This is a genomic window from Mesorhizobium sp. WSM1386, assembly GCF_055901595.1.
Map to the genome: position 1 here is coordinate 1,850,174 of NZ_CM148373.1, position 12,701 is coordinate 1,862,874.

General features: G+C 63.7%; 9 protein-coding genes and 1 pseudogene. 7 read left to right on the forward strand and 3 right to left on the reverse strand.

Features of this window, described 5'->3' with window-relative positions:
* Nucleotides 1-20: 20 nt before the first annotated feature.
* The 5 genes from AC0NIH_RS09120 to AC0NIH_RS09140 all read left to right on the forward strand — a co-directional run bounded on the left by AC0NIH_RS09120 (nt 21) and on the right by AC0NIH_RS09140 (nt 4,788).
* Nucleotides 21-1,058, forward strand: coding sequence for a zinc-binding dehydrogenase (locus AC0NIH_RS09120; protein ID WP_473464922.1), 1,038 nt, complete (start codon nt 21-23; stop codon nt 1,056-1,058).
* 302 nt (nt 1,059-1,360) lie between these two features.
* On the forward strand, nt 1,361-2,542 hold the full coding sequence (locus AC0NIH_RS09125; RefSeq protein WP_473464924.1) for a glycosyltransferase family 87 protein: 1,182 nt from the start codon (nt 1,361-1,363) through the stop codon (nt 2,540-2,542).
* Nucleotides 2,535-3,566 (forward strand): glycosyltransferase family 2 protein, encoded by a 1,032-nt coding sequence (locus tag AC0NIH_RS09130; RefSeq protein WP_473464927.1) that lies wholly within the window; start codon nt 2,535-2,537, stop codon nt 3,564-3,566. Before AC0NIH_RS09125 ends, AC0NIH_RS09130 begins: the two co-directional genes overlap by 8 nt.
* Nucleotides 3,563-4,381 (forward strand): ChbG/HpnK family deacetylase, encoded by an 819-nt coding sequence (locus AC0NIH_RS09135; protein WP_473464929.1) that lies wholly within the window; start codon nt 3,563-3,565, stop codon nt 4,379-4,381. The genes AC0NIH_RS09130 and AC0NIH_RS09135 overlap by 4 nt, the downstream gene beginning before the upstream one ends.
* On the forward strand, nt 4,378-4,788 hold the full coding sequence (locus tag AC0NIH_RS09140) for a GtrA family protein (protein ID WP_473464931.1): 411 nt from the start codon (nt 4,378-4,380) through the stop codon (nt 4,786-4,788). Before AC0NIH_RS09135 ends, AC0NIH_RS09140 begins: the two co-directional genes overlap by 4 nt.
* A 59-nt stretch (nt 4,789-4,847) precedes the next feature.
* On the opposite strand, the gene AC0NIH_RS09145 is transcribed toward AC0NIH_RS09140, so the two are convergent.
* The 3 genes from AC0NIH_RS09145 to AC0NIH_RS09155 all read right to left on the reverse strand — a co-directional run bounded on the left by AC0NIH_RS09145 (nt 4,848) and on the right by AC0NIH_RS09155 (nt 10,165).
* A complete protein-coding gene (locus AC0NIH_RS09145; protein ID WP_473464934.1) occupies nt 4,848-7,979 on the reverse strand; it encodes an efflux RND transporter permease subunit in 3,132 nt (1,043 codons plus the stop codon).
* A complete protein-coding gene (locus AC0NIH_RS09150; protein ID WP_473464938.1) occupies nt 7,976-9,136 on the reverse strand; it encodes an efflux RND transporter periplasmic adaptor subunit in 1,161 nt (386 codons plus the stop codon). The genes AC0NIH_RS09145 and AC0NIH_RS09150 overlap by 4 nt, the downstream gene beginning before the upstream one ends.
* A gap of 201 nt (nt 9,137-9,337) precedes the next feature.
* On the reverse strand, nt 9,338-10,165 hold the full coding sequence (locus tag AC0NIH_RS09155; RefSeq protein WP_013893085.1) for a MurR/RpiR family transcriptional regulator: 828 nt from the start codon (nt 10,163-10,165) through the stop codon (nt 9,338-9,340).
* Between the two features lie 135 nt (nt 10,166-10,300).
* Between AC0NIH_RS09155 and AC0NIH_RS09160 the strand changes: the two are divergent.
* A pseudogene (locus AC0NIH_RS09160) lies at nt 10,301-11,118 on the forward strand (N-formylglutamate amidohydrolase).
* A gap of 22 nt (nt 11,119-11,140) precedes the next feature.
* Complete coding sequence (locus tag AC0NIH_RS09165; RefSeq protein WP_473464941.1) at nt 11,141-12,682, forward strand: amino acid permease; 1,542 nt, start codon at nt 11,141-11,143, stop codon at nt 12,680-12,682.
* Nucleotides 12,683-12,701 lie beyond the last annotated feature (19 nt).

A 12,701-nucleotide genomic window follows, 5' to 3' on the forward strand; every position in this document is an offset into this window, starting at 1 on the left:
CGGCAAGCAAGGAGCCCGCGATGACCATCCCCTCCGAAATGCAGGCGCTGCTGCTGGTCGGCGACGGCTACACCAGGACGCCGAGCGGCAGCGTGCTGGAGGCGATGGAGCCCTACATCGAACCGGGCAGCATCGCGGTGCCGGCGCCTGGACCGAGCCAGGTGCTGATCAGGGTCAGTCTCGCCTCGATCAATCCTTCCGACGTCGCCTTCATCAAGGGCCAGTACGGCCAGCCGCGCGCCAAGGGCCAACCGGCCGGCTTCGAGGGCGTCGGCACGGTCGTTGCCGGCGGTGATGAGCCCTATTCGAAAAGCCTGATCGGCAAGCGGGTCGCATTCGCCACCGGCGTCACCAACTGGGGGTCGTGGGCGCAATATGCCGTCGCCGAGGCGGCGGTCTGCATTCCGCTCCTCGACACCGTGCGTGATGAGGATGGGGCGGCGATGATCGTCAATCCGCTCACCGCGATCGCAATGTTCGAGATCGTCAAACAGGAGGGGGAAGAGGCCTTCGTCATGACCGCCGGCGCCAGCCAGCTCGGCAAGCTGATCATCGGCTTGGCTCGCGAAGCGGGGTTCCGGCCTATCGTCACCGTGCGCCGTGACGATCAGACCGCATTGCTGAAAGAGCTTGGCGCGGCGCATGTCCTCAATGAAAAGGCGCCGGACTTCAAGGCAGCGTTGCGTCAAGTGATGAAGGAAGAGCAGCCGCGCATCTTCCTCGATGCGGTGACCGGACCATTGGCCTCGACCATCTTCGACGTCATGCCGAAGCGTTCGCGCTGGATCATCTACGGCCGGCTCGACACCGACGCCACCATCATCCGCGAGCCCGGCCAGATGATCTTCCAGCACAAGCACATAGAAGGCTTCTGGCTGAGCGAATGGATGCGGCAATTCAAAGACCGGCGCGGCCTGGCGATCCTGGAGGCGCAGAAGCGGTTTTCCGACGGGCGCTGGTCGACCGACGTGACGGCGGTGGTGCCGCTCGCCGAGGCCATGGCGCGGTTGCCGGCGGAACTGGCCAAGCCCAATGGCAAGGTTTTCATCCGGCCTTAAAGCAAACTTCTGGAAAAGTGGGAAGCCGTTTTCCCGGGAAAAGCGCATAGCGCTTTCCCCTGGAAATTGCGTCAAAACAAAGGGTTGGCGCAATTCCTAGGGCATCTGGAGTTCGAAGCCGAGGCCTTCAAAAGGCCATCGATGGTCATCAACAAAGGCCGGTCTCTGGCTTCAGGGTGGGCCGGCGGGTTCGATGTCCGCCTCTTCCGGCCCCTCTATGCCACGCTGCTTTGTCCGTGATATGCCGCCTTCAAATACAGGCGGTGATGGGAAATCGTTCTGGAATTGTGTGGGGTGCGCGGATGACGCTTTCCAAGCCGGTTTTCGACCGTTTGGGACTTGGCCTATGGATCGGAGCCTTCCTGGTCGTTCTTGCGCTCGTCCTGTGGTCACCCCACACGCGGACGGTCTGGCAGGCCTATATAGACGGCAGCGAGGCCCTTCTGGCCGGCCGACCGCTCTACAATCTCAGCTCCGAGATGGGGTATCTCTACGCGCCGGCCTTTGCCGCGCTCTACATTCCGCTGGTCAAGCTCGGCCCGCATCTCGGCGGCCTGATCTGGCATATTATCGGTTTCGCGGTGCTGACATTGGCCGCCATGCGGCAGGTGCGCAAGCTCGGCGGCGGGGAACTGCCGTGGCTGCTTTCCTTCGGGCTCTTTCTGGCCCTGCCGATGGCGATGGGTGCGATCCGCAACGGCCAGGCGACGATCCTCTTGGCCGGCGCCTGCTGGCTCCTTACCTTTTCGGCGCTCGAGGGGCGTCGCGCCGAAACGTTCTTCTGGGCTTCCGTTGCCATCATCGCCAAGCCGACGGCGATCATCATGCTCCTGTTGGTGGGAGCCCTGCGCCTCCGGTTGATACCGGTTCTGGTGCTGGCGGTGCTGTTCGTGCTCGCCTTGCCCTACGCTTTCGCGCCTGCAGGCTATCTCAACGACCAATATCGTCTTTTCGCAGAGATGCTGACCTCGATGGCCGTCGACAACACCAGCCACTTCGTCCCCACCGATTTCACAGCCCCCTTCACCCGGATGGGACTGCCACTGCCGGAAATCGGCGCCACGGTCATACGCATCGTCATGGCCCTGTTTACGCTCTGCGCAGTCATCTGGTTCGACCGCAGGCTCGAGCGCGGAACTGCTGATCTCGCCATCTTCCTGACGGCGACGTTCTACATGTGCGTCTTCAACCCGCGTGTCGAACCTAACACCTATGCCATGATCGCCGTGCCCGCCGGCCTAGCCATTGCCTTGTTATGGCGCGAGGAAAAAGGCGGTGTCCTGGCCTCGGTGCTGTCGGCGATGCTGTTCCTGACCGGATTGACGGGCGTCGACCGCCGTATCCAAGATTTGACCTATCCCTGGTTTCGGCCGATCGCGGTCACCATTATCGCCGGTTCCCTGATCTGGTGGTTCTGGGCCAAGGCGCAAGGCAAGGTGACGCGGGAAAAGGTGATGAATGAAGGGCCTGTCGCAAATGGCTGAGTCGCGGCCCACTCTCGATATCGTGGCGCCGTTCTTCAACGAGGCGCAATCGGCTTCGGCTTTTGCCGAATTGCTCGACAGGCTCGAAGCGGCGGTGTCGCAACGTTTCGGCATGGCCGTCCACAAGATCCTGATCGACGACGGCAGCCGCGACGATAGCGCAGAGCGGTTTTCGCAGGCGCTGTCGGGTTCCTGGGAGATCGTGCGGCTCAGCCGCAACTTCGGCAAGGAAGTCGCGGTGCTCGCCGGCCTAGACCAGTCGCGGGGCGACATGGTGCTGGTCATGGACGCCGATCTCCAGCATTCGATGGACATCAGCCTGAAGATGATCGCCGAACTGGCGGAAAACCCCGACATCGATGTCGTCTACGCGCAGAACGACCGGCGCGAGGCCAGCTGGCGGCGCAGCCAGTTGGCGCGGCTTTTCTACAGCCTGATCAACAGCAGCCAGCGCTTCGACATTCCGGAGAACGCGGGTGATTTTCGCGTTATGCGGGCCGCTGTGGCACGCGCGCTGACGAGCTTGCGCGACAAGCGGCGCTTCAACAAGGGTCTGTTCGCCTGGGCCGGCTTCCGCCAGAAGGCCATAGAATATTCGCCGGAGAACCGCGCCAGCGGTAAGTCGAAATGGAGCCGGCTCAACCTGATCGCCTTTTCGCTGGAAGGGTTTACGTCGTTTTCCGTCATCCCGCTGCGCATCATCAGCCTGAGCGGGATGCTGGCGGCGCTGGCGGGCCTGCTTTACGGCGCCAAGGTGTTCTTCGAGGTGATGTTCTACGGCATCGCCGTGCCCGGCTATCCCAGCCTGATGGTCGCCGTCGTCCTGCTCGGCGGCCTCAACCTCACACTGCTCGGCCTGATCGGCGAATATGTCTGGGTCACGCTCTCGGAGAGCAAGGATCGACCGGTCTACATCGTGCGCGATGTCTTGCGTGGGGACGTCTTGCGCGGGGATGTCTTGCATGGTGAGGTCTTGCGCGGCAAGGTCGCCCCTGACAGCTTGCCAGGCGCACCCGGGGCATGACGCGGCGCATCCGCCTGATCGCCGACGATTACGGCCTGGCGCCAGGCGTTTCCGCCGGGATTCTCGACCTGCTCGATCGAGGGCGCCTGACCGGCACCAGCTGTATGACCGGCTTTCCTGAATGGGCGGAAGCGGCAGCGCTCATAAAGCCACTGTGCGGCCGCGCGGCGGTCGGTCTGCATCTTACTCTGACGGACCAGCCTGCGGTCACCGGCCGATCGAGCCTGGCGCCGGAAGGTCGGCTGCCGCCGCTCCGCCGGCTGGCACTGCCGGTCCTGCGCGGCCGCGTCGATGAGTGCGATGTCCATGCCGAGCTCGACGCACAGTACGATCGCTTCATCGAGGCGTTGAGCCGCCGGCCGGCCTTCATCGACGGGCACCAGCACGTGCATTTTCTGCCGGTCGTTCGCACATGGCTGCGGGCGCGATTTTCCGAAGCCACCGAGAAGCCGGTGCTGCGCGGGGCGCCGGCGTTCGGCAGTGCCGCCGTGGCGCCGAAAGTAGCGGCAATCGCCGCCGTGGCCGCCGGCTTCAACCGTGCGATGGCGCGCGCCGGCTTCACCATTTTCAAGCCGCTCGCCGGCATCTATGACTGGCGGCAACCCGAGAGGTTTGCTCCGGTTCTGCATGCCGCTGTCGAAACACTGCGGGAACGAGGCCTGTTCATGTGCCATCCCGGCCATGTCGACGACACATTGCGCGGGCGTGATCCGATGCAAAGGGTGCGCGAAGTGGAATTCGGCGTGCTGGCCTCGGACGCATTCGGCGAAAGCCTCGCCCGCGCCGGTGTCGAGATCATGGATGGCAGGGGATGAGCGGCGCCGACCAGCCCCAGCGTTCGACCGGCAGCAAGATCGTCCGCTTCGCCATTGTCGGGCTGGTGAACACGGCCATCGACCTTGCCGGGTTTTTCCTGCTGCTCAAGCTGCATATCCCGCCGCTGCCCGCCAACATCGTCTCATGGTCCATCGCCGTCGTCTTCTCCTTCGTGGCGAATGGGTTCTGGTCGTTCGAGCGCAATCGCGCGATCCGGCTGCATGACGCCTTCCTTCGCTTCGTCTCGCTTGGGGCGCTTATTTCGCTCGGTGTCTCCAGCCTGTCGATCGCACTCTTTGCCGGCATCGCCGGCGTGTGGCCGGCAAAGATCGGCGGTGTCATCGTGGCGGCGGTGCTGAATTTCATCGCCGCGCGCTGGTCGATCGAGGGTCGGTTCTTAAAATAGCGTATTCTGTTCGGGCGAAATTCCAGATGGAATATCGCAACACACTTTCGTGGAATTTTTTATTCCGCCGGCTCCACATTGGTGTAGGCGGCTTCCTCGAGTTCGCGCTTAAGCCGCGCTTCTTCATGCGTCTTGGGCGTGACGAAGCGGCCAAGCAGGAGATAGGCGACCGGCGTCAGGAACAGCGTCGAGACGGTGGCCAACCCCAGCCCGCCGACGATCACCCAGCCGAGCGCCACGCGCGCCTCCGCGCCGGCGCCGGCGGCCATTACCAGCGGCACGCCGCCAAGTATGGTGCAGATCATCGTCATCATCACCGGCCGCAGGCGAATGGTCGAGGCCTGTTCGATCGCTTCGCGCACGCCAAGGCCGCGATCGCGCAACTGGTTGGCGAATTCGACGATCAGGATGCCATTCTTGGCCATTACGCCGACCAGAAGCACCAGGCCGATCTGGCTGTAGGCATTGAGGCTGGTGCCGCTCAGGAGCAGTGCGATGATGGCGCAGGCAAGACCAAGCGGCACCGTCGCCATGATGATGACGGCGCTGACGAAACTCTCGAACTGCGCGGCCAGCACCAGGAGGATGATGACCAACGCGAAGCCGAAGATGGTGACCATGGCGCTGTTGGTTTCTCCTAGCGTCGCCGCCTCGGCCAGCGGCAAGATGCGGCTGCCTGGCGGCAGGAGCGGCGTGGCGATCTCCTCGGCGCGGGTCAAGGCATCGCCAAGGGCGAAATTGCCTGAGAGGTTGGAGGTGATCGCCACCGACGGCTGCTGCTGTTCGCGCGACAGCGATGGCGGCACGGCGCGCTCTGTCAGCGTGGCGATGGTCGACATCGGCACGAAGCGGCCGTCCGCCGTCTTCAGGAAGACGTTTTCGAGGTCGGTCGGATCGTTGATCGGATTGGTGGTGGAAACCAGCTTCACGCCATAGCTGCGGTCGGCGATGTAGACGTCGACGACATCATTGCCGTCGAGCATGGCCTGCATGGTGTTGGCGAGCCCGGTGATGTCGATGCCGAGGTCGGAGGCGCGCTCGCGGTCGATGGCGACGGCAAGCTGCGGCTGGGTCGGGTCGATCGACAGGCGCGGCGTCTGGAAGCGCGGGTCTTTCTGCATCTCGGCGATGATCTTCAGCGCCGCGTCGCCGAGCGCCTTGCGGTCGTTGCCGACCAGCGCGAATTGCAGGCCGTTGCCGGCGCCGCGAATGCCGAGGCTGTTGGGCTGCACCGGGAAGATGCGCACGCTCGGCACCTGCTTGGTGAGCTGTCTGATCTCGGCCATGATCTCCTGCTGGCTGCGGCTGCGCTCGTTCCAGGGGGCGAGCGTCATCACCATGAAGCCGGAATTGTAGGAGCCGTTCTGGCCGGCGTTCTCGAAGGTCGAGCGGATCTCGCCGGAATCGCGCATCGGCTGGATCAGCTTCTCGATCTTCTGCATCTGCTGCGTCGTGTAGTCGAGACTGACGCCTTGCGGGGCGCTGATGCGCAACAGCACGGCCGCGCGGTCCTCGGTCGGCGTCAGTTCCTGGCGGATGGTGCCGAACAGCGTGAAGGCGGTACCGGCAAACAGCACCGCGACCAGAATCACGATCCAGGGCGCGTCGAGGCAAGCATGCAGGCCGCGCCGATAGGCTGCGTTCAAGGCACCGCCGATGCGGGCGCCGATGCCGTGGCCGCCTTCGTGGTGAAGCGATGCGCTGGTCAGCATGCGCGAGGCGAGCATCGGGCAGAGCGTGAGCGCCACCACGCAGGACAGAAGCACCGACATCGCAAGCACGAAGCCGAATTCGCGAAACAGGCCGCCGGTCTGGCCGGGCAGGAACGAGATCGGCACGAAGACGGCGACCAGCGTCAGCGTCGTCGCAACGACGGCGAAGAACACTTCCTGCGCGCCGAGCACGGCGGCCGCGCGCGGCCCCATGCCTTCGTTGCGGCGTCGCACGATGTTTTCGAGCACAACGATGGCGTCGTCCACCACCAGTCCCGTTGCCAGAACCAAGGCGAGCAGCGTCAGGATGTTGACCGAGAAGCCGGCCAGATAGATGGCGGCGATGGTGCCGATCATGGCCACCGGCATCGACAGGCCAGGGATCAGCGTTGCGCGCCAGTCGAGCAGGAAGACATAGATGACGATCAGCACCATGGTGACCGACAGGCCGAGCGCGATCTCGACCTCGTGCACGGCGCCCTTGACGAAGACGGCGTCGTCGCTCGTGATCTTGATCGCCATGCCCTTGGGCAGGTTCTGCTGCAGTTTGGCGACGGCGGCCTGCACGCCGGTCGAAATGTCCAAAGTGTTCGATTCCGCCTGGCGGATGATGCCGATGCCGATGCCGGTCTTGCCATCCGAACGCAGCGTCGTCTGGCCGATATCGGGGCCGAGCGTGACGGTGGCGACATCGCGGATGCGCGTCGTGCCGCCGATGATGATGTTTTCGAATTCCCCGGGCGTTGTCACGTCGGCGGTCGTGCGCACGATCAGGTCCTGGTTGGTCGTGGTGATCGAGCCGGCCGGGGAATCGAAGGCGACGGACGCAAGCGCCGTCCTGAGGTCGGCGACCGTGAAGCCGAGGCTGGCGAGCTTGTTCTGGTCGACGTCGATGCGGAAGATCTTGTCGCGGTCGCCATAGACCTGGACGTCGGCGACGCCGGGCACGGCCGCCAGTTCGTCTTCGATCTGATCCTGGACCACGACCGTCATGTCCTGGATCGACATGTTGTCGGAGGTCACCGCCAGCCGCATCACAGCGTCGGAATTGGCGTCGGCCTTGACGATGCGTGGCGGATCGGCGGTGTCCGGCATCTGGTTGGCGACGCGACCGACGGCGTCGCGCACATCGGAGGCGGCCACATTCAGGTCGACGCCGTCGTTGAACTCGATGGTAACGCGGCTCGAGCCGAAGGACGACGAGGACGAGATCGACCTGACGCCGGAGACGCGGGCGACGGCACCCTCGATCGTGTCGGTCAGCTCGCGGTCGACGGTTTCGGCGGCCGCCCCCTCGAAGGTGGTGGAAACGGTGACGACGGCGCGGTCGACGTCGGGCAGTTCACGGATTTCGACGCCGTAGAAGGCGGCGAGGCCGGCAACGGCAATGAGGGTGTTCAGCACGAAGGCCATCACCGGCCTGCGGATGAACAGGGCGGTGAAGCCGGTGTCGCTGGCGGCGTTGACGGGGCCGGTCATGAGCCTTCGGCGGCGTTGGGGTTGGGCTGCTCCTGGCCAGCGATGCGAACCTCGCCGCCCTCGCTGACGCTCTGCGTGCCTTCGGTGACCACCATGTCGCCGCTGTCGATCTTCGCATCGATCAGCACGGTTTCGGTGTTGCGCTGGATGACGCGCACCGGCACCCGCTTGGCCTTGCCGTTCTCGATCTGCCAGACATAGGCGCCGTCCGATCCCCACAGGATCGCCAGCGGACTGACGGCCGGATAGGTCTCACCGGGGAATTTCATGGTGATGCCGAACGACATGCCGGCACGCAGCGAATCGGCCGGGTTGGCGATCTTGGCCTTGACCAGGAGCGTGCGGCTCTTTTCGTCGATGTGATTGTCGATGGCCGAAACCGTGCCGGTATAGGCGTTGCTCGGATTGGCAATGGGCGTTGCCGTCAATTGGGCGCCGACCTTGATGGCGGCGGCGAAGCGCTCGGGCACCTGGAAATCGACCAGGATCGAGGAACGGTCGTCGAGCGTGGCAATCGCCGACTGGTTGGTCACATAGTTGCCGGCGGAGATCGGCAGGATGCCGACGGTACCGGCGATCGGCGCCAGGATCGAGCGGCGCTGCAGTGCAAGTTCGGCATCCTGAAGCGCCAGCTTCGCGCCTGCCAGAACCACTTCGGCGTCGGCAACGGCGACAGGCGTCGCCGCATTGGAAGCGCGCAGCGACTTGACGCGATCAAGCTTGGATTGCGCATCCTGCAAAGCGAGCTTGGCCCGGTCCTGAGAGATGATCTCGGTCTCGGAATCGAGCGTCGCGATGATCTGGCCCTTGTCGACATGACTACCGGATTCGACCAGCAGTTCGGCAAGGCGGCCGGAGCTATAGGGATTGACGGTCACCGAGGCGTTGGCGCGGCCGGTGCCGATCGCCTGCAGGCGGTCGTTGATGGTTGCGGAGGCGGCCGGCGATGCGACGATGGTTACAATCTGGGCGCCGTTGCGCCCACCCTGCCGGGAACCGGCGGCCGAGGCCTCTTTCGCCGGGGGTGTCGCGCCATACGCCCAATCCATCCCCCAGCGCGCCAGCACTTCAGGAGCACCGGGGTAGAAACGCGCCCAGGCAGCCGCGGCGACGACCAAAATCACAAGCCCAAGGACAATCTGTTTCCAGCGCGACATCGACACTCCAGCGAAGAATCGTCTGCCGGTTCCACATGGAAACGAATGCAGCGACGATACGGGCTGGGGGCGAAAACCAGCCACGCCACATCCCGATATCATCGGTTTATGGCAATTATCACGCGATCGTGCACATTAAATCTCGGTAACGTGAGATCCGGACGCTCCCTGGAGCCGTTGCGGTTTGCGTTGGAAACGTAGCTAGCGCAGGCCTTCCATTTCCCGAATGCGCCGGGCGCCGTCGGCCTCAAGTTGTCTCGTGACGGCGCCGATCAGCGTTTCGGCGACGACGAAAAGCGCGGCCGAAGAATCCCATGCGGAAGGCACGGCGGTGCGTCCGGCGATGACATGGCGGGCAAACCGGGCAATCGGCGACAGCCACTGGTCGGTGAAGAGCACGATCTGAACGCCGCGCTGATGCGCCTTCTCGGCGAAGCGGACGAGGCTGTCCTGGTAGCGCCTGATGTCGAAGATCACCAGCACGTCGCGCTTGCCCATGTCGATCAGCCGGTCGCGCCACATGCTTTCCTGGCCGGCGAGATGGAAGACATCGGGCTGGATGACCGCCAGATGGGCGGCCATGTAGCGCGCCAGCGGATCGGTGAAGCGGCCGCCGATCAGGAATGTCTTGCCGCGCCGCTCGGCAAGCCGGGTGGCAATGTCGGCAAGCTGCCTGTCCGAGAGGTGGCGGAAGGTCTCGCGCATGTTGTCGAGCGTCGCTTCCAGCATCGGCGACACCGTGCCGCCGCCGGGCGAGGGCGGGTTGAGTGTTCGCGTGGCCGGCGATTGCAGTTGCGCCGCCAACTCGTCCTGCAGGCTCGACTGGAATTCCGGATAGTTCTGGAAGCCCAGCCGGGCAACGAAGCGCAGGATCGTCGGCGAGGAGACGCCGGCCGCAGCCGAGAATTCGGCGACCGTCTTGAGGCCGATCAAGGGATAGCTCGCGATCAGCGTCTGGGCCGCGCGCCGTTCGCCGGCCGGCATCGTGCCGACGCGGTCGGCGATCAGTTCGGCAATGCTGGAAATCATGTTTTCCCCACCCCTTGGCCTGGCCCACGAGATCGCATTTGACAAAGCCGGACAAACTGTATGAAATCATCCGTAGGGACGCAATGAGGCAAAATACGTAATATACGATACAGCGCTCCCCGGGGACCGCAGACTATGGAGAAAGCACGGCCCGCCAGCCTTGCATCGTCCGATACCGTGAGGGTGACGAACCCGCGCGGATCGAGCCCTTTCGTGCTGACCTGCGATCACGCTTCCAATTTCCTGCCCGCCGAATTCGGCACGCTCGGCCTTGCCGCCGAAGACCTTTCCCGGCACATCGCCTGGGATCCCGGCGCTCTGCCGGTGGCAACGCGCATGGCGCAGGCACTCGATGCCACGCTGGTCGAAACCTGCATTTCGCGTCTCGTCATCGACTGCAACCGGCCGCTCGACGCGCCGGACCTGGTGCCGCCGGTCAGCGAAACGACAGCCATACCCGGTAATACCGGCCTGTCGGAAAAACAGCGCGCGGCGCGGATCGCCCTTGCCTGGCAGCCGTTTCACGACGCGATCGAGCACATTGTCGAGGACAGGCTGGCGCGCGGTCAGGAGACCCGCCTGGTCTCCGTCCATTCCTTCACGCCGGTCTACAAGAGCCGCAACCGGCCCTGGCATATCGGCATCATTCACGACGAGGACCGCCGGCTGGCATCGCCACTGATATCGGCGCTCAAGCGGCTCGCCGGCATCACCGTCGGCGTCAACGAACCCTATTCGCCTGCCGACCGCGTCTATTTCACGCTGGAACGGCACGCGCGCTCACGCGGGCTGCCCTGCGCCATGATCGAAATCCGCAACGACGAAATCTCCGGCGACACCGGGCAGCGGAAATGGGCGGATCTGCTCACGGGCATTTTCTCGGATCTGGAACCAGAGGAGCAGGACAAACCAGATCGCGTTCAGTCGGAAAGTCAGTTCAATCGGCCAGCTAAGGACCAACAGGGGAATTCTGACATGACAACACCTGATCACTCCGACAAGTCGGAGGACACGAAAATCCTTCACAGTATGGGCTATGCCCAGGAATTGGCTCGCCGCATGAGCGGCTTCTCCAATTTTGCTATTTCCTTCTCGATCATCTGCATTCTGGCTGGCGGCATAACGTCCTTCCCGCTGGCCATGGCAACCGGCAGCGGTTTCGAGGCGACCATCGGCTGGGTTATAGGCGGCGTCTTTGCGCTCGTGGTCGCGGCTTCTCTCGGCCAGATTGGATCAGCATATCCGACAGCCGGCGGCCTGTATCACTGGTCCTCAATCCTCGGCGGGCGTGGCTGGGGCTGGGCCACGGCCTGGATCAACCTGCTCGGCCTGATCTTCGTCGTTGCTTCGGTGAATGTCGGCGTCTACCTGCTGTTTCAAGGCCTCGTCGCGGGCCCAATCTTCGGTTGGGACACATCGGCCTGGGGGTTCTGGCAGCAAACGGCGGCAGTCGTCCTGATTACCATCACCCAGGGCCTCTTCAATCATCTCGGCATCAAGACGACGACGATGTTGACCGACTTTTCCGGCTATCTCATCCTCGTTGTCGCGGTCGTCCTGACGTTGACCTTCCTGATCTGGGGCGCGCATGGCTTCGATCTTGCGCGGCTGACGACTTTCGTGAACACGACCGGCGATCTTGGCGGTGGCTATGTTCCGACGGCCCGTACGGCGCTCGTGGCCTTCCTCATCGGCCTTCTCTACCCGCTTTATACCATCACCGGCTTCGACGCGTCGGCGCATACCGCCGAGGAAACGCACAATGCCCGCGTCGCCGTGCCGAGAGGCATGATCCACGCGGTCCTCTGGTCTCTCGTCTTCGGTTTCGTCATGGCGGTTTCCTTCGTCCTTGCCAGCCCAGATCTCGTCGCGACCGCCAAGGATGGCGGTAATGCCTGGTTCAACCTGTTCAACAATCTGCCGGCGCCAACTTGGCTCAAGGCTGTGCTCGGCATCGCCATCGTGCTGTCGAACTATCTGTGCGCGCTGGCCGGGCTCACTTCGACCTCCCGCATGATCTTTGCCTTCTCGCGTGACGGCGGTCTGCCGGGGTCATCTGTGTGGAAGCAGGTTTCGCCGACCTGGCGCACGCCCGTCCCGGCCATCTGGCTCGGTGTTGTGCTGTCGATCGCCGCCACGCTCTATTCGCCGGCTTTCGCGGCGCTCGCAGCTGGTTGCGCTCTCTTCCTCTATGTCTCCTATGCCATGCCGATCGCAGCCGGACTTCTTGCGGAAGGAAAGATTTGGACCGAATTCGGACCATTCCGGCTCGGCATCTGGTCAAAGCCGTTTGCCGTCATTACCGTGCTTGGTGTTCTGGTGTTGATGTATGCCGGCATCCAACCGCCCTTCGACATCCTGATCAATTATGCGATCGGATTGATCGTTCTGCTCGTCGTGTTGTGGTTCGCCGTTGAAAATCGCCGCTTCCAGGGGCCGCCTATCGGCGATGCGGCAATCGCCAAGCGCAGGGCGACCATCGCAGCGGCTGAAAAGGCCGTTGGCGAATCCGCGTAACAGCCAATCAAGCCGTAGC

Bases quoted from the DNA above. Each gene is read 5' to 3' on its own strand.
- AC0NIH_RS09125 (WP_473464924.1), top strand. From the start codon at position 1,361: ATGACGCTTTCCAAGCCGGTTTTCGACCGTTTGGGACTTGGCCTATGG.
- AC0NIH_RS09140 (WP_473464931.1), top strand. From the start codon at position 4,378: ATGAGCGGCGCCGACCAGCCCCAGCGTTCGACCGGCAGCAAGATCGTC.
- AC0NIH_RS09165 (WP_473464941.1), top strand. From the start codon at position 11,141: ATGACAACACCTGATCACTCCGACAAGTCGGAGGACACGAAAATCCTT.
- AC0NIH_RS09145 (WP_473464934.1), bottom strand. From the start codon at position 7,979: ATGACCGGCCCCGTCAACGCCGCCAGCGACACCGGCTTCACCGCCCTG.
- AC0NIH_RS09150 (WP_473464938.1), bottom strand. From the start codon at position 9,136: ATGTCGCGCTGGAAACAGATTGTCCTTGGGCTTGTGATTTTGGTCGTC.
- AC0NIH_RS09120 (WP_473464922.1), top strand. From the start codon at position 21: ATGACCATCCCCTCCGAAATGCAGGCGCTGCTGCTGGTCGGCGACGGC.
- AC0NIH_RS09155 (WP_013893085.1), bottom strand. From the start codon at position 10,165: ATGATTTCCAGCATTGCCGAACTGATCGCCGACCGCGTCGGCACGATG.
- AC0NIH_RS09130 (WP_473464927.1), top strand. From the start codon at position 2,535: ATGGCTGAGTCGCGGCCCACTCTCGATATCGTGGCGCCGTTCTTCAAC.
- AC0NIH_RS09135 (WP_473464929.1), top strand. From the start codon at position 3,563: ATGACGCGGCGCATCCGCCTGATCGCCGACGATTACGGCCTGGCGCCA.